General features: G+C 72.9%; 15 protein-coding genes. 11 read left to right on the plus strand and 4 right to left on the minus strand.

All coding sequences use genetic code 11. The features are described 5' to 3' along the window. Positions 1 to 195: 195 nt before the first annotated feature. Genes recC through recD form a run of 3 tightly spaced genes read left to right on the plus strand, consistent with a single transcriptional unit; the run spans position 196 to position 9,088 of the window. Entirely contained in the window at positions 196 to 3,561 is a 3,366-nt protein-coding gene (gene recC, locus ABKA19_RS02115) for an exodeoxyribonuclease V subunit gamma (RefSeq protein ID WP_353687438.1), read from the plus strand. Continuing rightward, on the plus strand, positions 3,558 to 7,190 hold the full coding sequence (locus ABKA19_RS02120) for a UvrD-helicase domain-containing protein (RefSeq protein WP_353687439.1): 3,633 nt from the start codon (positions 3,558 to 3,560) through the stop codon (positions 7,188 to 7,190). The genes recC and ABKA19_RS02120 overlap by 4 nt, the downstream gene beginning before the upstream one ends. After that, complete coding sequence (gene recD, locus ABKA19_RS02125) at positions 7,187 to 9,088, plus strand: exodeoxyribonuclease V subunit alpha (RefSeq protein ID WP_353687440.1); 1,902 nt, start codon at positions 7,187 to 7,189, stop codon at positions 9,086 to 9,088. Before ABKA19_RS02120 ends, recD begins: the two co-directional genes overlap by 4 nt. A 135-nt stretch (positions 9,089 to 9,223) precedes the next feature. Here recD and ABKA19_RS02130 read toward each other — a convergent pair whose 3' ends face one another. Beyond that, positions 9,224 to 10,126 (minus strand): AraC family transcriptional regulator, encoded by a 903-nt coding sequence (locus ABKA19_RS02130; RefSeq protein WP_353687441.1) that lies wholly within the window; start codon positions 10,124 to 10,126, stop codon positions 9,224 to 9,226. Between the two features lie 139 nt (positions 10,127 to 10,265). Between ABKA19_RS02130 and ABKA19_RS02135 the strand changes: the two genes are divergently transcribed. The 3 genes from ABKA19_RS02135 to ABKA19_RS02145 all read left to right on the plus strand — a co-directional run bounded on the left by ABKA19_RS02135 (position 10,266) and on the right by ABKA19_RS02145 (position 14,028). Beyond that, positions 10,266 to 11,045, plus strand: coding sequence for an SDR family NAD(P)-dependent oxidoreductase (locus ABKA19_RS02135; protein WP_353687442.1), 780 nt, complete (start codon positions 10,266 to 10,268; stop codon positions 11,043 to 11,045). A gap of 147 nt (positions 11,046 to 11,192) precedes the next feature. Next, positions 11,193 to 11,741 (plus strand): YdeI/OmpD-associated family protein, encoded by a 549-nt coding sequence (locus ABKA19_RS02140; RefSeq protein WP_353687443.1) that lies wholly within the window; start codon positions 11,193 to 11,195, stop codon positions 11,739 to 11,741. Positions 11,742 to 11,913: 172 nt separating this feature from the next. Continuing rightward, positions 11,914 to 14,028 (plus strand): M13 family metallopeptidase, encoded by a 2,115-nt coding sequence (locus ABKA19_RS02145; protein WP_353687444.1) that lies wholly within the window; start codon positions 11,914 to 11,916, stop codon positions 14,026 to 14,028. A gap of 54 nt (positions 14,029 to 14,082) precedes the next feature. On the opposite strand, the gene ABKA19_RS02150 is transcribed toward ABKA19_RS02145, so the two are convergent. Then, positions 14,083 to 15,129: an AI-2E family transporter gene (locus ABKA19_RS02150; RefSeq protein ID WP_353687445.1), complete on the minus strand. Its 1,047-nt coding sequence runs from the start codon at positions 15,127 to 15,129 to the stop codon at positions 14,083 to 14,085. A 199-nt stretch (positions 15,130 to 15,328) separates the two neighbouring features. On the opposite strand from ABKA19_RS02150, the gene ABKA19_RS02155 reads away from it, so the two are divergent. Further along, a complete protein-coding gene (locus ABKA19_RS02155; protein WP_353687446.1) occupies positions 15,329 to 15,553 on the plus strand; it encodes a hypothetical protein in 225 nt (74 codons plus the stop codon). Positions 15,554 to 15,592: 39 nt separating this feature from the next. Here the strand turns inward: ABKA19_RS02155 and ABKA19_RS02160 are convergent, their stop codons facing one another. Both ABKA19_RS02160 and ABKA19_RS02165 read right to left on the minus strand, forming a co-directional pair. Further along, positions 15,593 to 17,224: a family 43 glycosylhydrolase gene (locus tag ABKA19_RS02160; RefSeq protein ID WP_353687447.1), complete on the minus strand. Its 1,632-nt coding sequence runs from the start codon at positions 17,222 to 17,224 to the stop codon at positions 15,593 to 15,595. Between the two features lie 763 nt (positions 17,225 to 17,987). Next, positions 17,988 to 19,880 carry a DUF885 domain-containing protein gene (locus tag ABKA19_RS02165; protein ID WP_353687448.1) on the minus strand — a complete coding sequence of 631 codons (1,893 nt, stop codon included), beginning with the start codon at positions 19,878 to 19,880 and terminating at the stop codon, positions 17,988 to 17,990. Between the two features lie 190 nt (positions 19,881 to 20,070). On the opposite strand from ABKA19_RS02165, the gene folE reads away from it, so the two are divergent. The 4 genes from folE to ABKA19_RS02185 all read left to right on the plus strand — a co-directional run bounded on the left by folE (position 20,071) and on the right by ABKA19_RS02185 (position 24,738). Then, positions 20,071 to 20,667: a GTP cyclohydrolase I FolE gene (gene folE / locus ABKA19_RS02170; RefSeq protein ID WP_162375988.1), complete on the plus strand. Its 597-nt coding sequence runs from the start codon at positions 20,071 to 20,073 to the stop codon at positions 20,665 to 20,667. Between the two features lie 8 nt (positions 20,668 to 20,675). Next, the gene (locus ABKA19_RS02175; RefSeq protein ID WP_353687449.1) at positions 20,676 to 21,071 is read left to right on the plus strand and encodes a YchJ family protein; all 396 of its coding nucleotides are present in this window, start codon (positions 20,676 to 20,678) and stop codon (positions 21,069 to 21,071) included. A gap of 86 nt (positions 21,072 to 21,157) precedes the next feature. Beyond that, positions 21,158 to 22,474 carry a serine hydrolase domain-containing protein gene (locus ABKA19_RS02180; protein WP_353687450.1) on the plus strand — a complete coding sequence of 439 codons (1,317 nt, stop codon included), beginning with the start codon at positions 21,158 to 21,160 and terminating at the stop codon, positions 22,472 to 22,474. A 92-nt stretch (positions 22,475 to 22,566) separates the two neighbouring features. Beyond that, positions 22,567 to 24,738 (plus strand): lytic murein transglycosylase, encoded by a 2,172-nt coding sequence (locus ABKA19_RS02185; RefSeq protein ID WP_502945689.1) that lies wholly within the window; start codon positions 22,567 to 22,569, stop codon positions 24,736 to 24,738. Positions 24,739 to 24,793 lie beyond the last annotated feature (55 nt).

Below are 24,793 nucleotides of genomic sequence, written 5' to 3' on the forward strand. Positions count from 1 at the left end.
CGGTCGCGGGCCAATCGCAGGACGTGGCCAAGGTCGTCCGGCCCGCCTTGAGGGCCGCGACGATTCCCACGCCTTCGCGACTGCCCAGAGCACGCACACGCCGGTTGCGCGTGCGCCCGGCGTCGCCTCCCGGCAGCTTCATGTCGCGGGCATGGCGTCTCGCCCGATGCGATACCGCTGCGGCAAGATGGGGCGATGACCGGCCCGGCCACCGACTTCCGCCTTTACCACTCCAATGCCCTGGACGTGCTGGCCGGGATCCTGGCCGAAGTGCTGCGCGAGCCGGCGCCGGGCCAGTCGCTGCTGGCCCCGGAGGTGGTGCTGATCCCACAGGTGGCGATGCGCCGCTGGTTGCAGGCCACCCTCGCCGCCGAACACGGCGTGGCCGCCAACCTGGAGTTCCTCACCCCGGGCGAGTTCGTCGGCCGGGCGCTGGCGGCCAACCTGCCGCCGGGCGAACCGCCGGTGCGCGACGAGCTCGACGCGGCCACCCTGCCCTGGCATGTGTATGCCGCGCTGACCGATCCCGGGGTGCTGGCCATGCCCCCGATGGCGGCCATCGCCGCGCATGTCGGCGACGGCGACCCGCTGCGTGCGTGGGCGCTGGCCGGCGAGCTGGCCGGCGTGTTCGAGAAGTACCAGGCCTGGCGTCGCGACTGGCTGCTGCGCTGGGAAGCCGGGGCCGACCCGGCCGACCCGCAGGCGATCCTCTGGCGCCGCGTCGCCGGCGGCCGCGCGCACCGCGCCCGCCGGATCCAGCAGTACCTCGAGCGGTTCGGTACGCCCGACGGCCCGTTGCCGGCGGGCCTGCCGCCGCGCCTGTCGGCCTTCGCCACGCTCAATGTCTCGCCGGACGTGCTGCGGGTGATCGCCAGCCAGGCGCGGGTCGGCAGCCTGCACTGCTTCGTGCCTTCGCCGGTGGCCGACTACTGGGGCGACCTGCAGCGCCTGCGCCGCGGCGAAACCCGCGAGGACGCCGCCGAACATCCGCTGCTGCAGCGCTGGGGCGCGGCCGGCGTGGACTTCATGCGCATGGTCGGCGACTACGAGGTGGTGCACGCCTCGGCCGACTTCGCCGTGCACGCCGATCCGGGCGAAGGCGGTGGCGCCCTGCGCGGCAGCCTGTTGCGGCGCCTGCAGTCCGACCTGTTCCAGCGCCGCCCGGTGCCGGGCGCGCCGCCGCGCGCGCAGGTCGACCGCCACGATCCGAGCCTGCAACTGCACGCCAGCCACACCCGCCTGCGCGAACTGCAGGTGCTGCACGACCAGCTGCGCGGACTGTTCGACGACCGCCGCTTCGATCCACCGCTGCAGCCGCGCGAGGTCGCGGTGCTGGCGCCGGACATCGACCCCTACCTGCCGTACCTGGACGCGGTATTCGGCCGCCGCGGCCAGGACGATGCGATCCCCTATGCGCTGGCCGACGCCAGCCCGCTGGCCAACGAGCCGCTGGCCGAGGTGTTCCTGCGCCTGCTGGCCTTGCCGGTGTCGCGCTTCGGCCTGCACGAAGTGCTCGACCTGCTGTCCACGCCCGCGCTGGCCGAGGCCAACGGCCTGGACGCACCGGCGCTGGAACGGCTGCAGGCCTGGCTGCAGGACGCCGGCGCGCGCTGGGGCATCGATGCCGGCCACCGGGCCCGGCTGGACGCACCCGAGGACGAGGCCTACACCTGGGCGTTCGCGCTGGACCGCCTGCTGCTCGGCCACGCCACCGGCAGCGACGCGCCGATCGTGCTGCCCGGCGGCCAGGTGCTGGCGCCGCTGCCGCTGCTTGAAGGCGGCGCGCTCGATGCGCTGGACGTGCTGGTGCGGCTGCTGCGCGTGCTCGCCCGCCACGCACGCCTGCTCGGCGAGGCGGCGCCGCCGGCGCAGTGGCGCGAGCGCCTGCTCGCCCTGCTCGAGGCGCTGCTGCCGCGGCCGCCGTCGAACCCGGCCACGCAGCGCGCGCTGGACCGCCTGCGCAGCCTGGTCGACGCGTTCGCCGCCACCGCCACCCGCGCCGGCTACGACGCCCCGGTGCCGGCCGAGGCGGTGCGCGCGCACTTCGCCGATGCCCTGGCCGAGGCCGATACCCGCGCGCCGCTGCTCACCGGCGGCGTCAGCGTCGGCCGCATGGTGCCGATGCGGTTGCTGCCGTTCCGGGTGATCTGCGTGCTGGGCATGAACGACGGCGAGTTCCCGCGCCGCGACCCGGCCGCCGGCCTCAACCGCCTCACCGCCGAACTGGGCAGCGCCAACCGCCGGCCCGGCGACCGCTCCACCCGCGACGACGACCGCTTCCTGTTCCTGCAGCTGATGGTCGCCGCGCAGGACGTGTTCTACGTGAGCTGGATCGGCAAGGACCCGCGCGACGGCGGCGAACGCGAGCCGTCGGTGCTGGTGTCCGAGCTGCTCGACGCCGCCGCCGCGCAGCATGCCGACCCGCAGGCGGCCGCGCGCGAACTGGTCGTGCACCACGCCCTGCAGCCGTTCTCGCCGGCCGCGTTCGGCGCCGGCGACGAACCGCGGCGCTTCTCCTACCGCGAAGCCTGGCGCGCGGCGGCCGCACAGCCGGCGACCCGGCGCACCGCGCTGCCGCCGTGGTTCGCCGGGCAGGCGCTGACCCCGGAGGAGGACGGCGCCGATCTTTCCATCGACGACCTGCGCCGTTTCCTGCTGCATCCGGCGCGCGCACTGGTGCGCCGGCTCGGCCTGCAGGTGCCCGAAGTGGAAGCGACCGGCGAAGACATCGAGCCGCTGGCCGCTCCCGGTCGCGGCCTGGAGAAGGCACGCCTGCAGCAGGCGGTGTTCGCGTGCCTGCTGCGCGGCGAGGATCCGGGCGCCACCCATGCGCTGCTGCGCGCACGCGGCCTGCTGCCGTCCGGCGCGCCGGGCCGGCGCGTGCTGGCATCGCTGCGGGGAAGACTGGCGCCGTACGCCGAAGCCTTCCTCGGCTGGCGTGGCGATGCGCCACCGCAGTCGCTGGCGCTGCCGCCGCTGGAGATCGACGGCGTGCGCCTGCACGGCCGGCTCGAGGACGCGTACCCGCATGGCCTGGCGCGGCTGCGCTTCGACGCCCTCAACGGCCCGGCCGCGATCCGCCAGGGCCTGGACTGGCTGCTGGCTTCGGCCGCCGGCATGGCGCTGCCGCTGGTGGCGTTCCACGAAGCCAAGGAGGGACTCGGCCCGCACGTGCGCACGCCACTGCCGCCGGAACAGGCGCGCGCTGCGCTGCGCCGGCTGCTGCAGCTGCGCGCGGCAGGCCTGCGCGAGCCGCTGCCGTTCGCGCCCTACAGCGGCTGGGAGCTGTACCGGCATCGCGAGCGCTTCGAGCACGCGGTGGAGCAGGCGCGCGCAAAGTGGCATGGCAACGGCCAGGGTTTCGCCGAAAGCGAGGACCCGGCGTTGCGGCTGGTGCTGCGCGGGCGCGATCCGTTCGCAGACGAAGCCACGCTGCTGCGCTTCGCCGACGCCACCCTGGCGGTGTTCGCCGCGGTCATCGACGGCGAGTCCTACGCGGGCGTGGATCCGGCAGCGCTCAAGGGCCTGGCCGATGCCTGGGACGCGGAGGACGCCGCATGAGCGGCGCGGACACCTACCTCACGCTGCCGCTGTCCGGCGTGCGCGCGATCGAGGCCTCCGCCGGTACCGGCAAGACCTTCACCCTGGCCACCCTGGTGGTGCGGCTGGTGCTGGAACGCGCGCTGCCGGTGGAGCGCATCCTCGCCGTGACCTTCACCGAAGCGGCCACCCAGGAGCTGCGCGCCCGCGTGCGCCGGCGACTGCTGCTGACTGCCGACATCGCCGCCGGCGCGCCATGCGATGCCGCGAATGCCGAAGCCGCACCCACCGCCGCCCTGATCGACGCGCACCTGGCCGCCAGCGGCGAGGCCCGCGACGCGGTGCGGCGCCGCCTGCGGGCCGCGGCCGACGGCATCGACCAGGCCGCGGTGTTCACCATCCACGGCTTCTGCGCGCGGGTACTGCGCGAGCATGCGCTGGAAAGCGGCCAGGGCTTCCATGCGCCGGAACTGCTGGCCAGCGACCTCGTGCTGCGCGAGGCGATCGCCGCCGACCTGTGGCGCGCGCATGGCCGCGACGACGACAGCGTCGAGGACCTCGCGGCGCTGTGGCCGCCGGGCCACGCGGCGCTGGCGAAGGACCTGCCGCTGCTGGTGCGCGAACCGGTCTTGCGGCCGCCCCCGCCCGGTCCCCTGCCCGATCCCACGCCGATGCTGCAGGCAGCCACGGGCGCGCTGCTGGAATCGGCACGCGTCCATGCCGACGGCTTCCGCGAGTCGCTGCTGGCGGCGGTCGACGGCAAGGTGCTGCACGGCGGCAGCTACAAGGCCGAATGGATCGAGGACCTGTTCGCCGCGCTGCGTCGCTGGTGCGCCGCCGGCGATCCGCGGCAGCCGTTCGCGCACGCCAAGCTGCCGCAGCTGCACCGCCAGACCCTGCAGGCGCGCACCGCCAAGGCCGCCACCGGGCGCACGCCCGATTCGCCGCTGTGCACCGCGGTGGAGGACTACGCCAGCGCGCTGGCGGCGATGGGCGACTACCAGGAGGCGCGCCGCGCCGCATTGCTGCATCGCATCCGCGCGGATGCGCGCCGCCGCCTGGCCGCGCAGAAGCAGCAGCTGCGGGTGCAGACATTCGACGACCTGGTCGACCGCGTCGCCGATGCGCTGGAAGGACCGCACGCCGGAGCACTGGCCAGGCAGCTGCGCGAGCAGTACGCCATCGCCCTGGTCGACGAGTTCCAGGACACCGATCCGCGCCAGTGGAAGATCTTCGACCGCGTGTTCGGCGCCGGCAGCGATGATCCGGCCCTGTTCGTGATCGGCGACCCCAAGCAGGCGATCTACGGCTTCCGCGGCGGCGACGTGGAAACCTACTTGGCCGCGCGCGCCACCGCGGAGCAGGCGCCGCCGCTGTCGCACAACTTCCGCTCGCGCCCGGCCGTGCTCGGCGCGATCGAGGCGCTGTACGCGCAGGCCACGGTCGCGGCCCGCGACGACGACAAGCTGGACCCGCCCTTCGTCGACCCGCGCATCGCGTTCCATGCCGTGCGGCCCGGCGGCCATCGTGCCGACCCCGACTACCTGCGCGACGGCGCACCCGCACCGGCACTGGTGCTGTGGCAGGCGCCGCCCCCGGACGAACCCGCCGGCGGCAAGCCGAAGCCGCACAGCGCCGGCCGCTCGCGGCAGCTGGCCACCGCGGCCTGCGTCGCCGCGATCCATGCCGTGCTGGCCGATGCCCGCGCCGGCCGCGCCACCATCAACGGCCGCCCCGTGCAGCCGGGCGACATCGCCGTACTGGTGCGCAAGCACAACGAGGCCACCCGCATCCGCGAGGCGCTGGCGGCGGTCGGCATCCCGGCGGTGGCCGCCGGCAGGCAGAGCCTGTTCGCCACCGCCGAGGCGCATGAACTGCATGCCCTGCTGCAGGCGCTGCTGCACGGCGGCGACGACGCCCGCCTGCGCGCGGCCCTGGCCACGGTGCTGGTCGGCGAGGACGCGCACCGGCTGGCTGCGCTGGATGCCGATGGCGCCGCGCTGCGCCAGTGGCAGGCCACCGCGCTGGGCTGGCGCGAGCGCCTGCAGCAGGGCGGCCCGCTGGCGCTGGTCGGCGACCTGTGCGCGCAGCACGCCACCCGCCTGCTCGGCCTGCTCGACGGCGAGCGCCGCCTGACCAACTACCTGCAACTGGCCGAACAGCTGCAGGAAGCGCAGCGACGCGCGCTGGGCCTGCACGGCCTGGTCGATTGGCTGCAGCAGGCCATTGCCGACGCCAGCGCCGAAGACGAAGCGCAGCAGCTGCGCCTGGAATCGGACGCGCGGCGGGTGCAGGTGGTGACCCTGCACAAGAGCAAGGGCCTGGAATACCCGCTGGTGTTCCTGCCCTTCGTCGGCATCGGCGGCAAGCCGGCGGACGCCGGCCGCCGCGTGGTGGTGCACGAGGACGACGGCCGCGTGCTGCACTGGAAGCTGCAGGCCGGCAGCAGCGGCTGGAGCGGCGCCGCCGAGGCCTGGAAGCGCGCGCAGCGTGCCGAGGATGCACGCCTGCTGTATGTCGGGCTCACCCGTGCCCGCGATGCGCTGTGGCTGGCGGCCGGCGCGTTCTACAACCACGCCCAGTCGCCGCTGTGGCCGATGGTGCGCGATCCGGCCGCGCTGGCCGCGCGCGCTCCCGGCAGCATCGTCCTCGATCCGGCGCAGCCGCCGGCGTCGCTGCCGTGGCTGCCGCCGCAGGACGAGGGCGAGGTTCCGCCGGCGCGCCAGCCGACCCGTCCGCTCGCCAGCGACTGGTGGGTCTACAGTTTCACCCAGCTGGCCAACGCCGACACCGGCCACGATCCCTCCAGCGCCGCGACCCAGCCGGCCGCCGGCGGCCGCGACGAACCGGCCGAAGCGGACGAGGCGGCTGCGCTGGCGGACGCCGGCGACGGCTTCGATCCGCGCTTCGCCGGCGCCCGCTTCGGCGTGGTCCTGCACGAAGTGTTCGAGCACGCCGACTTCGGTGCCTGGCGCGGCTGGCGTGCCGGCGACCCGGCTCCGGCCGGCGAACACGAGCGCATCGTCGAAGCCTTGCGCCGCGGCGGCTATGCGGCCGACGAAGTCGATGCCGGCATCGGCGTGCTCACCGGACTGGCCGGGCAGACGCTCACCGTCGCCCTGGCCGAAGGCACGTGCCTGGCCGACCTGCCCGAAGCGCAACGCCGCCCGGAGATCGAGTTCCAGTTCGCCCTCGCGCCGACCCGCATCGACCGCCTGCTCGCCCTGCTGCACGCGCACGGCCTGCTGCGCACGCGCCAGGGGTTCGGCGGCCGGCGCCAGCTCGAGGGCCTGATGACCGGCCTGATCGACCTGACCTACCTCCACGACGGCCGCTGGTACGTGCTCGACTACAAGTCCAACCGCCTGCCGGCCTACGACGCGCCGGCCATGGCCGAGGCGATGGAGCACAGCGAATACCCCCTGCAGGCGCTGGTCTACACCGTCGCCCTGCACCGCTGGCTGCGCTTCCGCCTCGGCGCGAAATACGACTACGCGCGCGACTTCGGCGGCGTGCGCTACCTGTTCTGCCGCGGCATCGACGCCGCACGTGGCGACGCGTCCGGCGTGCAGGCCTGGCGCTTCGAGCCGGAACTGGTGCACGCGGTCGACGCGCTGTTCGCCGGCCAGGCACGCGGGGAGGCGGCATGAGCCTGCTCGACGACCTGCGCCGCGCCGGCCACCTGCGCACCGTCGACCACGCCCTCGGCCTGGGCCTGCGCCGGCTGGACCCGGACACCCCGGACGAAGTGGCCACCGCCGCGGCGCTGGCGTCGCTGGCGGTCTCGGCCGGGCATGCCGGCTTCCGACCCGGGCGCCCGCGCGACCTGGTCGATGCCGACGTGCAGTGGCCCGACCCGGGCCAGTGGCAGCGCCTGCTCGAAGCCTCGCCCTGGGTCGCCACGCCGCCGGCGGGCGACGCGGAGACCGCCGCCGACGCACCGCTGGTGCTGGAACACGGCCTGCTCTACCTGCGCCGCTACCGCGAGTACGAGCGTCGCCTCGCCGCCGGGCTGCAGCGCCTCGGCGGTGCCGAGGCGGTCGACGAGGCCGCGCTCGGCGCACTGGCGCCGCTGTTCGCGCGCCTGTTCCCGCACGCCGCCGACGGCGACGACCGCCAGGCGCGCGCCGCCGCGGTGGCGCTGCGCCAGCGCCTGCTGCTGGTCACCGGCGGCCCGGGTACCGGCAAGACCACCACCATCGCCCGCCTGCTGGTGCTGCTGGCCGCGCGCGCCGCCGCCGCCGGCCAGCCGCCGCCGCGCATCGCCCTGGCCGCGCCCACCGGCCGCGCCGCCGAGCGCATGGCCGAGAGCCTGCGCAAGGCCGCGCAACTGCTCGCCGCCGACGGCATCGACGCCGGCCTGCTCGCGCCGCTGTCCACCAGTGGCTCGACCCTGCACCGCCTGCTGGGCACGCGCCCGGACGCGCCGGAGTTCCGCCACCACGCCGGCAACCCGCTGGAGGTGGACCTGGTGGTGGTCGACGAAGCCTCGATGATCGACCTGCCGCTGATGGCCAAGCTCGTCGAGGCCGTCCCCGATGGCGCGCGCCTGATCCTGCTCGGCGACCCGGACCAGCTGCCCTCGGTGGAGGCCGGCGACGTGCTCAGCGGCATCCTCGCCGCGTCCGGCGACGGCCTGCGCCTGGCCTCCGATGACGCGGCAGCGTTGCGCCCGCTGCTGGGCGAGGTCGACGCCGCCCGCATCGACGACGCGCGTAACGGGTTCGCCGCCCGCCACGTCCACCTGCTGCGCGGCTGGCGCCAGTCCGCCGCGCTGGACCTGGCGCCGCTGGCCGCCGCGGTGCGCGAGGGCGATGCCGCCGAAGCCCTGCGCCTGCTGCGCGGCCGCCCGCTCGATGGCGTGCACTACCACGCCGCGCTGGCCGACCCGCTCGCCGACGCATCCCAGCGCGAGCGCCTGCTCGCGCACTGGGCCGCGCTGGCCGATGCACCCGACCCGGCCAGCGCGCTGGCCCGCGCCGGCGAACTGCGCCTGCTCACGGCCGTGCGCGATGGCCCGCAGGGCGCGCGCGGCCTCAATGCGCGGATCGAGGCGTCGCTGACCGGCCGCCTCGCCGCCGCCCCCGCGCGTGGCCACGCCCGCAACGCGCGTGCCGAGGGCGCGTTCTTCCACGGCCGCCTGCTGCTGGTCACCGAGAACAGCTACCGCCACCGCCTGTTCAACGGCGACACCGGGATCTGCCTGCGCGACGACGACGGCCAGCTGATGGCCTGGTTCCCGGGCGAGGGCGCCGGCGCGCCGCGCGCGTTCCACCCGGCCACCCTGCCCGCGCACGACAGCGCCTTCGCCATGACCGTGCACAAGGCGCAGGGCTCGGAGTTCGACGCGGTGTGGCTGCTGCTGCCGGCGCGCGACGCGCGGGTGCTCTCGCGCGAACTGGTCTACACCGGCCTTACCCGCGCCCGCCGCGAACTGCACCTGGCCGCCAGCCCCGACATCCTCGCCACCGCGCTGTCCCGCCACGCCCGCCGCGTATCCGGGCTGGCTTGGCGGCTGGGAGCGGGCGACGGTTCCGATCCGGGCTGACGCCGATCCGCTCCCAGCCCATTCGGTGGTCCGCGCCGAATGCGTGCGTGGATGCGATGTCCGCTCCCCTCACTGTCCTGGCCCGATGACCCCCCGCACGTGCTGTCGCGGCCGGGAGCGTGCGCATCGACTCGACTAGCGCTGCAGCACTTGCGCCGATTGCACGGCTCCACCCAACGCCACCCGCGCATCCGCCGCCGGCGTCCTCCCGAACATGCGCCCGTACTCGCGGGTGAACTGCGGAACGCTTTCGTAGCCCACCGCATACGCGGCGCGGCTGGCGCTGGCGCCCTGCGACTGCATCAGGCGGCGGGCCTCGATCAGGCGCAGCTGCTTCTGGAACTGCAGCGGCGACAGCGAAGTCACCGCCTTGAAGTGCTGGTGGAATGCCGAGGCGCTCATGCCGGCTTCGGCGGCCAGGCGTTCGACCGGGATGCTGCGGTGGTAGTCGCGGCGCAACAGCGACACCGCGCGGGCGACGCGCTGCACGTGGCCGTCGGGCCAGCCGAGCTTGCGGATCGCATCGCCATGGCGGCCGGCCAGCAGCCAGTAGTGCATCTCGCGGACCAGCGGCGCCTGCAGCACGGGCAGGGCGTCGGGGCGCTCGAGCAGCTTCATCAGGCGCAGTGCGGCGTCGGCGGTTTCCGCATCGGTGGGGTCCACGCGCAGCGGCGCCGGGTCGGCGACCGGCGGCGGCGCCATCTGCGCCACCAGGTCGACGATCAGCGCCGGGTCCAGTTCCAGCACCAGCGAGTAGTAGGGCTCGGCGGCGCTGGCGCGGGTGACCTGGCTGACGGTGGGGATGTCGGCGGTCACCAGCAGCGAGTCGCCGGCGCTGAACTCGACCGTGCGCGCACCGGCGCTGACGCGCTTGGCGCCCTGCTGCACCAGGCATACCAGCGGCCGCTGCACGTCGTGCATCAGCTCGCTGGGCGAGGTGGCGCGGACCACGAGCAGCCCGGGGATCGGGGTGGCGATGGGGCCATCGATACCCTGGGCATCGGCATGGCGGCGCACAGCTTCGAGCAAGGTCGTCATGCCGCCAGACTAGCGCTTTGGGCGTTCGCGGTGCGCCGGGCTGGAGGATCAGGCAAGAACCGGCGAGGTTCCGGCAACCGCCGGCGGGGGCCGGGAGGGAAGCTGTGCTCCACGATCCACCCCCGACAGGAGACCAGCCATGAGCACCCTGACCCCGAAGAGCGCCCCCACCATCACCCTGGTCACCGGCGGCAGTCGCGGCCTGGGCCGCAACACCGCCGAGCACGTGGCCCGCGCCGGCGGCGACGTGATCCTGACCTACCGCAGCGGCGCCGACGAGGCCGCCGCGGCCGTCGCCGCCATCCAGGCGCTGGGTCGCAAGGCCGTGGCGCTGCAGCTGGATACCGGCAAGGTCGCGACCTTCGCCGCCTTCGCCGGCCGCGTGCGCGAGGCGCTGGCCAGCGAGTGGCAGCGCGACAGCTTCGACCACCTGGTCAACAACGCCGGCCATGGCGATACCGCGCCGCTGGCCGACACCACCGAGGCGCAGTTCGACCGCCTCGTCGACGTGCACTTCAAGGGCGTGTTTTTCCTCACCCAGGCGCTGCTGCCGTTGCTGGCCGACGGCGGCCGCATCGTCAACTTCTCCAGCGGCCTGACCCGCTTCGCGTATCCGGGCTACGGCGCCTACGCCGCGGCCAAGGCGGCGGTGGAGACGCTGACGGTGTACATGGCCAAGGAGTTCGGCAAGCGCGGCATCACCGCCAACGTGGTCGCGCCCGGCGCCATCGCCACCGACTTCGGCGGCGGCCTGGTGCGCGACAACGCCGAGGTGAACCGGCAGCTGGCCGCGATCACCGCGCTGGGCCGCGTCGGCGAGCCGGACGACATCGGCCCGATGGTCGCCAGCCTGCTGTCGCCCTCCAACCGCTGGGTCACCGCGCAGCGCATCGAAGTGTCCGGCGGCCAGGCGATCTGAGGGGCGGGCCGGCGGACGGGCGGGCCAGCCCCGTCCGCCGCCGCTTGCTTCCATGCATCGGGTTCGCGGCCGCTTCGTCGCATGTGCCCATGCGGGCGATGTCCGCCCTCGACGGCCGGCCGGGCGCGGGCGTGCTAGCGTCCGCGCATGCCCAGGACGATCGCCGCCAACAAGTTCAAGGCCCGCCTGCTGCGCCCGGCAAAGCCGGCGGACGCGGACTGGCTGTTCTTCGTGCTGCCGCAACAGGCAAGCGACAAGCTGCCCACCCGCAGCCAGGTGAGCGTGGAGGGCACGCTCGGCGGGCGACCGTTCCAGGTCACGCTGGATCCGGACGGCAAGGGCGGGCACTGGATGAAGGTCGAGGCGGAGCTGGCACGGGCCGCCGGTGTCGACGCTGGCGCCACCGTGGCCGTGCAGATGGCGCCGATGGCCGAGGAACCCGAACCGCGGGTGCCCGAAGACCTTGCAGCGGCCCTCGCCGCCAATCCCGGCGCGCGGGCCACCTGGGACGACATCACCGCGATCGCGCGCCGCGACTGGGTCCTGTGGGTCACCTCCGGCAAGAAGGCCGAGACCCGGGTCAAGCGGATCGCGGTGGCCTGCGACAAGCTCGCCAAGGGCCAGCGCCGCGCCTGCTGCTTCGACCGTTCCGGCATGTACAGCAATTCCCTCAGCGCGCCCGAGCCGGCCGAATAGGCGGCGCGACCTGCCTCCCGAGCCGGTGCCATCCCGGCCGCCACGCGCCGCGGCGCACACCGCTGGCGGCTACGCCGTCGCACGACCCCCGACTTCCGGCACCCGTGCCCGGTGTCGCCTGCAACTAACCTGAGGGGCCGACTGGCATGACCGCCGCGACCCGGAGAGCTTCTTGAAGACGACCCTGCTGACCGCCGCCACCCTGCTGGCCCTCGGCCTCGCCGCGCCGGCCACGGCCCACGACACCGACGAATGCGCCGACGTGGCCTGCACCCAGCACTGGCTGTACGAGGGCGCCGGCGACAGCGGCGGCGGCGACACCACCGCCGCCACCCGCTACGGCACCTGGGGCATCGATACGGCCGGCATGGACCGGACGGCCTCGCCGGGCGCCGATTTCTTCGGCTTCGCCAATGGCACCTGGGCGAAGAACACCCCCATCCCCGCCGACCAGTCCAGCTACGGCTCGTTCCGCGTGTTGCGCGACCTGTCCGAGGCGCGCGTGCGCGCGCTGGTGGAGGGCCATGCGCCGGGCGACCCGGCCACCGGCGGCGATGGCGCGAAGATCGCGGCGGTCTACCGCGGCTTCATGGACGAGGCGGCGATCGAGAAGCTCGGCGCCGCGCCGCTGCAGCCGGCGCTGGCGCGCATCCGCCAGGCGGATACCCACGCCGAACTGGCCGCGCTGATGGGCGCGCGCGACACCTTCAACGTCACCCTGTTCGGCCTGGGCGTGTCCGACGACCAGCGCGACCCGGACCGCTACACCCTGTACATGAACCAGTCCGGCCTGGGCCTGGGCGACCGCGAGATGTACCTGCGCGACACCTTCGCGCCGCAGCGCGAGCGCTACCTGGCGTACATCGCGCAGATGCTCGAGCTGGGCGGCTGGAACGACCCGAAAGGCAGCGCCGAGGCGGTGCTGGCGCTGGAAACGCGCATCGCCCAGGCGCACTGGACCCGCGCCGAGAGCCGCGACCGCGACAAGACCTACAACCCGGTGGCGTTCGACGCGTTCGCGGCCTACGCGCCGGGCTTCCCTTGGGCGACCTACTTCGCCGCCGCCGGCGTCGACCATGGCGATCGCGCGGTGGTGCGCCAGTCCACCGCGATCCCGAAGCTGGCGAAGATCTTCGCCGACACCGACGTGGCCACCCTGCAGGCCTGGCAGGCCTTCCATGCCATCGACGGGGCCGCGCCGCTGCTGTCCAGCGCGTTCGCCAACGCCCACTTCGAGTTCCGCGACAAGTTCCTGTCCGGCCAGCTCGAGCAGCGCGAGCGCTGGAAGCGCGGCGTGGCCCTGGTCGAAGCCAGCCTCGGCGAGGCGGTGGGCCGCGAATACGTGGCGCTGTATTTCCCGGCCGACGCCAAGGCCAAGATGGACGGGCTGGTGGCCAACGTGAAGGCGGCCATGGGCGCGCGCCTGGAGACGCTGGAGTGGATGAGCCCGGCGACCAAGGCCGAGGCGCGCGCGAAGCTGGCCGGCTTCGGGTTGAAGATCGGCCATCCGGAACAGTGGCGCGATTACAGCGGCCTGCAGGTGGCCAACGGCGACGTGGTCGGCAATGCGCTGCGCTCGCGCGCGTTCGAGTGGGACTACCGCCGCGCTCGCCTGGGCCAGCCGGTCGACAAGGCCGAATGGGGCATGACCCCGCAGACGGTCAACGCCTACTACAACTCGGTCAAGAACGAGATCGTGTTCCCGGCCGCGATCCTGCAGCCGCCGTTCTTCGATCCCGATGCCGATCCGGCGGTGAACTACGGCGCCATCGGCGGGGTGATCGGCCACGAGATCATCCACGGCTTCGACGACCAGGGCCGCAAGTCCGACGGCGCCGGCATGCTGCGCGACTGGTGGACGGCCGACGACGCGGCCAAGTTCGAGGCCCAGGCCGCCAGGCTGGGCGCGCAGTACGAGGCCTATGCGTTCCCGCAGCTGCCGGGCATGCACATCAACGGCCGCACCGCGATGGGCGAGAACATCGGCGACCTCGGTGGCCTGACCATCGCCCTGGAGGCCTACCGCCGCTCGCTCGGCGGCAAGCCGGCGCCGGTGATCGACGGCTTCAGCGGCGAGCAGCGCCTGTTCCTGGGCTGGGCGCAAGTATGGCGCACCCTGTGGCGCGACGACGCCCTGCGCCAGCAGCTGGTCAACGGCACCCATTCGCCGGGCCACATCCGCGCCTTCGCCCCGCTGCGCAACATCGATGCGTGGTACGCCGCGTTCGGGATCAAGGAAGGCGATCCGCTGTACATCGCCCCGGAAGACCGCGTGCGGATCTGGTAAGCCGCAGCGCGCGTCAGCGCACCGCCACCGGCCCCGTGCCGGTGGCGGCGTGGCTCAGACCTCGCCCTTGCGCGAGAGCAGCACCGCGAGCGGGCGGCTGCCGTCGAATTCGGCCAGCACCATCACGATGCTCGCGGTCACCGGCACCGCCAGGAAGGCGCCGGGCACGCCCCACAGCGCGGTCCACACGGTCAGGCTGACCAGGATCACGAACGGGCTGAGGTTGAGCGAGTTGCCCATCAGGTAGGGGTCGAGCAGGTTGCCGTTGAGGAACTGCGCCACCGACAGCGCGCCGGCCAGCAGCAGCGCGGTCTTGAGGTCGCCGAACTGCAGCACCGCGAACAGCACCGGCAGCACCACGCCCAGCACCGAGCCGATGTAGGGCACGTAGTTGAGCAGGCCGATGACCAGCGCCCAGAACGGCGCCAGCTCCACCCCGAACAGGGCCAGGATGACCCAGCTGGCGAAGCCGAGCAGCACGCTCAGCGCGGTCTTCAGCGCCAGGTAGGTGCCGATCCGGCCGTTGATGTCGCCGATGATCCGGCGCACCCGCGCCACCCGCCCGGGATCGTCGGACAGGCGGCCGAGCTTGGCGTCGAAGTGCCGGCGCTCAAGCATCAGGAACACCACGTACAGGCCGACCACGGTGAATCCGGCGAGCATCGCGCCGAGCCAGGCCAGGGTGGAACCGGCCAGCGCCTGCACGCTGACCTGGCCCAGCACCCAGTCGCGGATGCCCTGCCAGCTCGGCTCGGATTCGATGCCGAGCAGGCCTGCGCCCTGCTGCACCATCCACACCAGCTGCGCGCGGTAGTGCGGCACCTGCGCCACCAGCCGGTCGACGCTGTCCAGCGCCACCCAGCCCAGCACCAGCAGCGCGCCGAAGATCAACGCGGTGGCCAGCAGGTAGTGGACCTGCACCGGCAGCTTCGCGCCGACCACCGGCAGGCGCGCGGCCAGCCGCGCCGCGCCGATGATCACGTACACCACCAGGATCGCGAAGACGACCGGCACCAGGATGTCGCGGCCGACATGCAGCACCCAGCCGAGCAGCACCGCGAACACGGTGGCGTGGACCAGGGCGCGGAAGCGTTCGTTCATGCGGGCGGCCCATGGGTGGACGGGGGCCATTGTGTTGCATGCGCACCGGTCGCGCACCTGCCGGCGGCGCGCCGGTTCCGTCGCCGCGGGGCCGGCTTCGTCGGCGGCTGCGCGGTCCGGTCGCACCGCCATTGCCGCGTCCCGTCCATGGTTGCAGGCTGTGCAGCGCCGGCATCCTCGCGCCGGCAAGGAGCCATGGATGAAGACCCTGATCGCCCTGCTCGCCTGGTGCCTGCTGCTGGTGCTGTGTTGGCCGCTCGCCCTGCTGGCGCTGGTGCTGTGGCCGCTGGTGTGGCTGCTGTCGCTGCCGTTCCGGCTGGTCGGCATCACCTTCACCGCGCTGTTCGCGTTCCTGGCCGCGCTGCTGATGCTGCCGGCGCGGCTGCTGGGTGGCGGGCCACGTCCGGCCGCCGCTTCGTCCTGAGCACGCCGGCATCGCGCCGTCGCCGCCGGCGCGCGGCAGTCAGCCCGGCAGCGCGCGATAGCGGAAGTCGCGGAAGCGCACCGCTCCCTGGCCGGCGCTGTACAGGCCCGCGCGCAGGCTGAGGAAGTCGCCGAACACGTTGTGGTGGATGCCTGACACTTCCATGCGCGTGCCATGCAGCCGCCAGCTGCGGCCGCCGTCGAACGAGTAGCGCCAGGTCAGCACGTGCGCGTCATTGGTCAGCCGCACGCGGACCGGGCCATCGCCCTGGCGGGGTACCCGCGCCCAGGGATGCTCCTCGGCGTACTGGAAGGTCTTGACCGATTCCGGGGTGAGGCCCAGGCCGACGAAGGCCTTGTGGTTGTAGAACAGCAGCAGGCCGCCTTCGCCACCGTCAGGCACGTCCATCGTCACTTCGAGCTCGTAGCTGCGATCGACCAGCGTGCACAGCAGCGGCGCGCTGTCGGCCGGCGAGGTGCCCACGCCGGCCAGCGCGAGTGCGCCGTTACCGCGGCTGATCCGGGCCAGGCCGTTATCGCCCGGCTGGAACAGGCACCACTGCGTGCCCAGCCGGTCGCTGGAGAAATCGTCGGACAGTGCGGTGCCGGCGCTGGGCGTGGACGAGGGCAGCGGCTTGCGCAGGGGCCGCGACAGGTCGCCGCCCTTTGCGCGGAACCAGCCGTCGGCGCCCCATTCGACCGGCTCCAGCAGCACCTGCCGCCCGAGCGTGCGATAGCCGTTCTCGTAGCCGTGGTAGGCCATCCACGCATCGCCCGCCGGCCCGTCGACGACGGTGGCGTGGCCGCGTGACCACCACGGCTCCTCGACCGACAGCGTGCGCACCAGCGGATTGTGCGGGCAGTGCTCCCACGGCCCGTGCACCGAACGCGAACGCGCGGCGATGACCATGTGCCCGGTGACCGGCCCGGCGGTGCCGCCCACCGCGGTGACCAGGTACAGCCAGCCATCGCGCCAGAACAGCTTGGGGCCTTCCGGGGCGAAGTTCTCGGTGATCCATTCTTCCGGATAGCGCCACGGCTCATAGGCCATTTCCATCTCGCCGTCGGTGGCCAGGCCGTCGTCGGTGAGCCGGATCTTGCGGATGCCGTTGACGAACAGGTAGCGCTTGCCGTCCTCGCCGACCACATGGCCCGGGTCGATGCAGTGCTCGATGCCCAGGTCGACCGGATCGCTCCAGCGGCCGCTGCGGATGTCGTCGGTCCAGATCACGAAGATCCGCCAGCCCTTGTCGCCCGGATTGGCCGGCAGGTAGATGTAGTAGCGATCGCCATGCTTGCACAGGTCCATCGCCCAGACGTCGCCCAGCGACTGGTGCAGGGCGGGGCCCAGCGGCGTCCAGTTCACCAGGTCGGTCGAGTGCCAGAGGACGATCCCGGGCACGTCGCGGAACGAGGAGAACGTCATGTAGTAGTCGTCGCCATCCTTGAGGATGGTCGGGTCCGGGCGGTCGCCGGCGACGATGGGATTGAGGTAGGTGCCATCGCCCAGGTCGGCGCGGCGCTGGCCTTCGACACCGCGACGCCAGCGCGGCGGCGCCGTTACGCACGATTCGACCGCAGCGGCCGTGGCGTTGCCGCCGGAAAGCGCAGCCAGCGGTGCGGCCACCGCACCGGCGGCCATCGTCCTGAAGAGATCCCTGCGCGTGGCCATCGGCTTTCCTCTGGTTCTCGCGGCGAATCTAGCCGGCGGGCGCGCCGGCATGCCAGCCATGCCTGGCTGGCATGGCGCGCGCGTTTCCTGCCTTGAATCGAATCGAATCGATTCGTGCCGGGTTGACCCGCATCGCCTGCGTGGCCGGCCTCAAAGCGCGGCTTCGGACGGGGCCGCCGCCCTGCCGCCATGGGGGTCGTCGCTCGCGCCGGCGTCCCTGCCTCAGCTCGCGACCGCGGCACATCCCTGTGCCGCTCGACCCCCATGGCGACAGGACGGCGTCCTATTGGCGCTTCAAAGGCATGCCTTCGATCGTTGCCGGCGCCTGGAACGATCAGGCGTTGTGCGAAAAAATGGGCCAAAACGGCAAACGGCAACGGCAAACGGCAACGGCAACGGCAAACGGCAATACCCTGTCCTTGCCCGAAGTCCCACCATCAATCGAAGCCACGACCCCGAAGATCCCCGAGGACGCCGTGTCCTGGGGAGAGGGCCCAAGTGGCACATGGATGTGCCACGACCCGAGTAAAGACAGGATGTCGTCCCGAGGGATGGGCCCTCTCCCCAGGGCACGGCGGCCCCTTCCGAAGCCGATGCCAGGCCGGGCACGCTAAGGCGATGTTTCCACCTGCGCTCCGAAGCCGACACGTCGGCAGCCAGCTCCGAACAAAGATTCCTTCGCCAGCCGCACCCCAAGCCGCCGCAAAGAGAAAGGGCAGGCCAATGGCCTGCCCTTTCATCCTTCCGGCGCGGGTAACAGCGATTACACCGCGGCCTTCTTCTCCGCGATCCAGCGGTCCACGCGCTTCTCCAGCAGGTCCAGCGGCATCGCGCCGCCGCCCAGCACGGTGTCGTGGAAGCCGCGGATGTCGAACTTGTCCCCCAGTTCGGCCTCGGCCTTCTTGCGCAGGTCCTGGATCTTGATCATGCCGATCTTGTAGGCGGTGGCCTGGCCCGGGTTGACCAGGTAGCGCTGCACCTCGGACTTGACCGCCGCCGCCGGCACCGAACTGTTGGCGGTGAAGTAATCGATCGCCTGCTGCTCGGTCCAGCCCTTGGCATGCAGGCCGGTGTCCACCACCAGGCGGATCGCGCGCCACATCTCCGACATCAGCCGGCCGTACTCGGCGTAGTCGGTCTTGTAGGTGTCCGGGATCTCCTTGGCCAGCCACTCCGAGTACAGGCCCCAGCCTTCCGCGTAGGCGGTGGTGTTGTACTGGGTGCGGAACTTCGGGATGCCGGTCAGTTCCTGGGCGATGGCGATCTGCATGTGGTGGCCCGGCAGGCCCTCGTGGTACGCGATCACCTCCAGCTCGGTCTTCGGCATCGCGTTCATGTCGGACAGGTGCGCGTAGTACACGCCCGGACGCGAACCATCGGGGGTGCTGGGGTAGTAGTGCTGCGCCGCGCCGGGCTGCTCGCGGAACGCCTCCACGCGCTTGACCACCAGGTCCGCCTTCGGCATCAGGCCGAAGTACTCCGGCAGGTGCTTCTTGATGTTGGCGATGTCGGCGGTGGCCTGGTCGATGTAGGCCTGGCGGCCGGCGTCGGTGTTGGGATACACGCGCGCCGGATCGTTGCGCACGTGCTCGAAGAACGCCTGCAGGTCGCCCTCGATGCCCATCTTCTTCTGCAGCGCCTCCAGCTCGCCGCGCAGACGCGCCACTTCCGACAGGCCGAGCTCGTGGATCTGCTCGGCGGTCATGTCGGTGGTGGTGTTCTGCTTGAGCTGGTACTCGTAGTAGGCCTTGCCGTTCGGATGGGTGGTGCCCACGCCGGTGGCGTTGACCGCGGCCTTGGGCAGCTCCTCCTCGGCGAAGGCGATGACGCGCGCGTAGCCAGGCGCCACGTTCTCCAGCAGAGCCTTCTTCGCCAGCTCCTTCAGCTCGGCCGCGCGTTCGGCGGTGACCTTGCCGTCCTTGGCCAGCGCGTCGGCCTTGGCCTGGGCGTCGGCCCACAGCGCGCTGTCGGGGCCGTCGGTGAACGGCGCGCCGGTGACGACCTTCTTCGACTGGTCGAGCACGCCCTCGTAGGCGAACTTCGGCGGACGGATGCCCTGCGCGGTCGAGGCGCGGGTGCGCTCGAGCAGCTGGTCGAACACCACCGGCACCTTCTGCAGGCGCGAGACGTAGGCCAGGTAGTCCTTCTCGTCGTCGACCTGGTGGAAGTTGATCAGGAAGGTCGGCACCAGGTTCTGCATGCCGCTCATCTGGTCGAACGGATAGCCGTCGGCCAGGAACGGCATGCCGTCGCGCGCGCTTTCGTACTGGCGCTTCCACAGGTCCCAGGACAGCTGGGTTTCCGGATCGAGCCTGGCGTAGTCGAAGGTCGACTCCATTTCCTTGACCGACGCTTCCAGCCACGCGAGCTGCTTGCGGATCCCGGCCTCGGACATGTCGTCGATCTGGTCGTTCAGTTCCTTGCGGCCCTGGAACGAGAGCTGGATCGGGCTGAACTGCAGCTGCTCTTCATACTTGGCGTCGAACCAGGCGTTGAGGCGTTCGGATTCGGCCTTGATCTGCTCGGGCGTGGCGGCCGCGGCCGCTTCGGTGGCCGCCGGCGCGCCGGCGTCGCCGGCCGGCTTCGAGCAGGCGGGCAGGAACAAGGCCATCGACAAGGCAAGGGCCAGGGGGGTCAGGGCGGAAGCTGGGCGCACGGCGGACTCTCGGGTGAGTGGGACAGCCGATTCTGCGCCCAACCGGCGCCGATGGACCATGCGGATGGTCATGCTCCGGGCCGCGGGAAGGCCCGTTCGGGCGCCGCCGGGCCGTCCGGGGGCATCCGCGCGGCGGAGCCATGCGTATGACTCGGGTACGATGCACCCCCTTCGCCATCGGTACCCCGCCATGACCGACCAGGACAGCTCCGCCCCCGTCACCCGGGACCAGGCCGAAGAGGCCGTGCGCACCCTGCTGCGCTGGGCCGGCGAGGATCCCGCGCGCGAGGGCCTGCTGGACACGCCCAAGCGCGTGGCCGAGGCCTACGGCGACTGGTTCAGCGGCTACCGCGAGGATCCGCGTGCCTACCTGGAGCGCACCTTCGAGGAAGTGGCCGGCTACGACGAGATGATCGTGCTGCGCGACATCGAGTACGAAAGCCATTGCGAGCACCATATGGCGCCGATCATCGGCCGCGTCCATGTCGGCTACCTGCCGGACGGCAAGGTGGTGGGGATCAGCAAGCTGGCGCGCGTGGTCGAGGCCTACGCGCGCCGCTTCCAGGTGCAGGAGAAGATGACCGCGCAGATCGCCCAGTGCATCCAGGACGTCCTGCACCCGCTGGGCGTGGGCGTGGTCGTCGAGGGCACCCACGAGTGCATGACCACCCGCGGCATCCACAAGCGCGGGGTGAGCATGGTGACCTCGAAGATGCTCGGCAGCTTCCGCGAGGACGCGCGCACGCGCGCCGAGTTCCTGCGCTTCATCGAAAGCGGCCGGCGCTGAGCGCGCCGATGGCGGTGCAGGCCTGTCCATGCGGCAGCGGCCAGGCGTATCCGCAGTGCTGCGGCCGCTGGCACGCCGGCGAGCCGGCGCCGGATGCGCAGGCGTTGATGCGCTCGCGCTACAGCGCCTACGTGCTCAAGCTGCGCGATTACCTGCTCGCCACCTGGCATCCCGCCACGCGCCCACCGGCGGACGAACTGGGCCTGGACGACGCGCCCGGCGCGCGCACCGCCTGGCTCGGCCTGGAGCTGAAATCGCACGGCGCCACCGGGCAGGACACGGCCGAGGTCGAATTCGTCGCCCGCTTCCGCGTCGGCGGGGGTCGCGCCCAGCGCCTGGTCGAGCGCAGCCGCTTCGAGCGCATCGACGGGCGCTGGTTCTACCGCGACGGCGACCTGGGCTGAGCGGCCGCATCTGTTGACTTCCGGCAGGTCACGCCGGACCCGCGCCGACCTAGAGTGGGTGCACCACGGCACCGGGAAGGCGCAGCATGAACAGCGACAGCACCCCTGCGGCCACGCCGCCCGCGCCGGGCGGGCACACGCCGCGCCGGTTCCTGCGCCGCCTGTTGCGCGGCCTGGCCTGGCTGGCGCTGTTGCTGCTGGTCCTGGCGGCGCCGACGCTGGCCTACCACGCCCGCTGGAGCTGGCCGCGCGCCACCCTGCCCGAGGTGGGCGCGGCGCAGGAGCAGCAGCGCGCCGCGCCGGCCATGGATCCGGCGCTGGCCACGCGGCTGATGGCGATCGTGCGCGAGGCCCGCAGCACCTCCGGCCTGCCGTCGCTGTCGGCGGCGGTAGCGCGCACCGATGGACTGGACTGGGCCGGCGCCAGCGGCTGGGCCGACATCGATCGCCGCCAGGCGGCGGGCGTGGCTTCGCGTTATCGCACCGGCAGCATCGCCAAGCCGATCACCGCGGTGGCGATGATGCGCCTGGCCGAAGCCGGCGCGCTCGACCTCGACGCGCCCGGCGCCGAGGTGGTGGCCGGCCTGCCCCCGGGCCTGGCGCCACTGACCGCGCGGCAGCTGGCCTCGCACACCGGTGGCGTCCGCCATTACTCGCCGATGCCCTGGGGCTGGTGGTGGCCGGGCTGGTTCGAGGCCAACTCGCAGCAGCACTATCCGAACGTGGAGGCCGGGCTGGCCCTGTTCGCCGGCGACCGCCTGCGTTTCGCGCCGGGCACGGGCTTCCAGTACTCCACATTCGGTTATTCGCTGCTGTCGCGGCTGCTGGAGGGCGCGGCGGGGCGGCCGTTCCCGGCGCTGCTTGCCGCGCAGGTGTTCGTGCCGGCCGGCATGACCGGGACCGCGGTCGACACGCCCGGCGCGATGCCCGACCGGGTCGCCTTCTACGTGGGCGAGGGCGGCCGCTACACCGTGGCACGCCCGGTCGATTCGAGCTTCCGCATCGCCGGCGGCGGCCTGGTGTCCACGCCGACCGACCTGGCGCGCTTCGGCGTCGCGGTGCAGGACGGCCGGCTGCTGTCGGCCGATGGCGTCCGGCGAATGTGGACCGTGCAGCCGCTGGCCGACGGCAGCGCCAACCCGCAGAACTACGCGCTGGGCTGGCGGGTGGACGAATCGACGCGCCTGTTCGTCAACGGCAGGCCGTTGCAGGTGGTCCACCACGGCGGCAGCCAGGCCGGCGCCGCCGCCTTCCTGCTGCTGGTGCCGGAACAGGGGCTGGCGGTGGCGGTGATGGCGAACTCCAGCGACGGCCGCGCGCAGGTGCAGGACACGGCGCTGCGGCTGGCGCAGGAACTGCTGCAGGCGCCAGCAGCGATGGAAGCGTCTGCCGACGCGGACTGAGCGCGGCGCGTGCGCGTGTGCGTTGGCGGCGCCGTGAACGCCGGCCATGCCGCGCGTCCTAGAATGCACCGCAGGCCATGGAGACGGCAGCCGTGCACGCCCCCACCTTTCCACTCCGCATTTCCGCCCCGGTTCTCGCGCTGCTGCTGGCGCTGCCGTTGCCGCTGTGCGCGCAGGACGCGGCCTTCCAGCGCTGCCTGGCGGCGATGCAGCCGCAGGCCGCCGCGCGCGGCATCGATGCGGCCACGTTCGCGCGCTACACCGCCGACCTGCAGCCCGATCGCACGGTGCTGCCGCTGCTCGACGCGCAGCCGGAGTTCACCACGCCGATCTGGGACTACCTGGCCGGGCTGGTCGACGACCAGCGCGTGGCCGACGGCAGGGCGATGCTGGCGACCCATCGCGACCTGCTGGCGCGCCTGCAGGCCCAGTACGGCGTCGATCCGGAGACGGTGGTGGCGGTGTGGGGCGTGGAGAGCGACTACGGCCGCATCACCGGCAAGCGCCCGCTGCGGGTGTCGCTGGCCACGCTGGCCTGCGAGGGCCGGCGCCAGGACTTCTTCCGCGGCGAGTTCCTCGCCCTGCTTTCGTTGCTCCAGGCGGGCGACCTGTCCGATCCACAGTTGACCGGATCGTGGGCGGGCGCGTTCGGGCAGACCCAGTTCATTCCGAGCACCTACGCGCGCATCGCGGTCGATGGCGATGGCGATGGCCGCCGCGATCTGGTTGCCAGCGTGCCCGATGCGTTGGCCTCCACCGCCCATTACCTGCAGCGGGCCGGCTGGCGCACGGGCGAACCGTGGGGCTACGAGGTCAAGCTGCCGCCGGGGTTCGACGCATCGCTGGCCGGGCGCACCGCGCGCCGGCCGCTGTCGGACTGGGTGGCGCGGGGCGTCGCCCGGGCCGACGGGAGCGCGATCGCGGCCAGCGACGAACGCAGTGCGCTGCTGCTGCCGGCCGGCCGCGACGGGCCGGCGTTCCTGGTGTTCCGCAACTACGACGCGATCTATTCGTACAACGCCGCCGAGAGCTACGCCCTGGCCATCGCCACGCTGGCCGACCGCCTGCGCGGCGGCGCGGGCATCGTCGCCGCCTGGCCGACCGACGATCCGGGCCTGTCGCGTGCGCAGCGCCGCGAGCTGCAGGCGTTGCTGCTCGCCCGCGGCCACGACATCGGCGCGGTCGACGGCATGGTCGGCACCGCCACCCGGCGGGCGATCGCCGCCGAGCAGGCGCGGCTGGGCCTGCAGCCGGCCGATGGCCGCGCCGGCCAGCGCATCCTGGCGGCCCTGCGTGCCGCAGCCCCGCCCGCGCCCGCGCCGGCCACGGCGTTCGGGCTCCCGCCCGCTTACGCGACGCTGGTGCACTCGCCCTCGCCCACCACCCGAAGGACAGTGAAGATGCAGGACGTTCCCGGCCTCAGCCTCGGCAAGCACCACGGACTGGACGCCTTGCTGGTGGACACGCCGCTGGCCACGGCGGCGGTCTCGCTGTTCGGCGGGCAGGTGGTCTCGTTCGCGCCGGCCGGGCAGCAGGACGTGTTCTGGCTGTCGCCGCTGCGGGCGGAGCTGCCGACCCCGATCCGCGGCGGCACCCCCGTGTGCTGGCCGTACTTCGGCCGCCAGGGCCAGTCGAACGAGGTGCCCGCGCACGGCTTCGTCCGCACCGTGCCGTGGCAGCTGGTCGCCGCCAGTCGCGAAGCCGACGGCACCGTGGTGCTCGAGCTGGAGCCACCGGTGCTGCAGGACCTGGCGCTGCGCCTGCGCATGCAGCTGCGCATCGGCCGCACCCTGGAGCAGCGCCTGTCGACGACCAATGCGGGGACGCAGCCGGTGCGCTTCACCGAAGCGCTGCACAACTATTTCCGCGTCGGCGACGCGACCACGGTACGGATCGAGGGCCTGGACGGGCTGACCTTCCTCGACAAGAACGACGGCGGCAATGCCCACGTGCAGCAGGGCCACTGGGACCTGCACGATCCACGCGACCCGGGCCGCGCCGACCGCCTGTTCCCGGGCGCCGGCGGCAGCTACCGCCTGGTCGACCCGGGCCTGCGCCGGCGCATCGACCTGCAGGTGGGCGGCGGGCGCAGCGCGGTGGTGTGGAACCCGGGCGAAGCCGGCGCCGCGCGCATGGCCGACGTCGGCCCGCACTGGCGCGAGTTCGTCTGCCTGGAAGCGGCCAACGCCGGCCCCGACGTGGTCGAACTGGCACCCGGCGCCACCCATACCCTGGTCCAGACGATCTCGGCGGCGCCATTGTAGGAGCCGATCCTTATCGGCGACACCGATGCCGCAGGTGATCGCGGGTGACCAGACG

Origin of the sequence: Pseudoxanthomonas sp. Soil82 (assembly GCF_040446535.1) — a bacterium.
Taxonomy (GTDB): Bacteria; Pseudomonadota; Gammaproteobacteria; order Xanthomonadales; family Xanthomonadaceae; genus Pseudoxanthomonas; species Pseudoxanthomonas kaohsiungensis.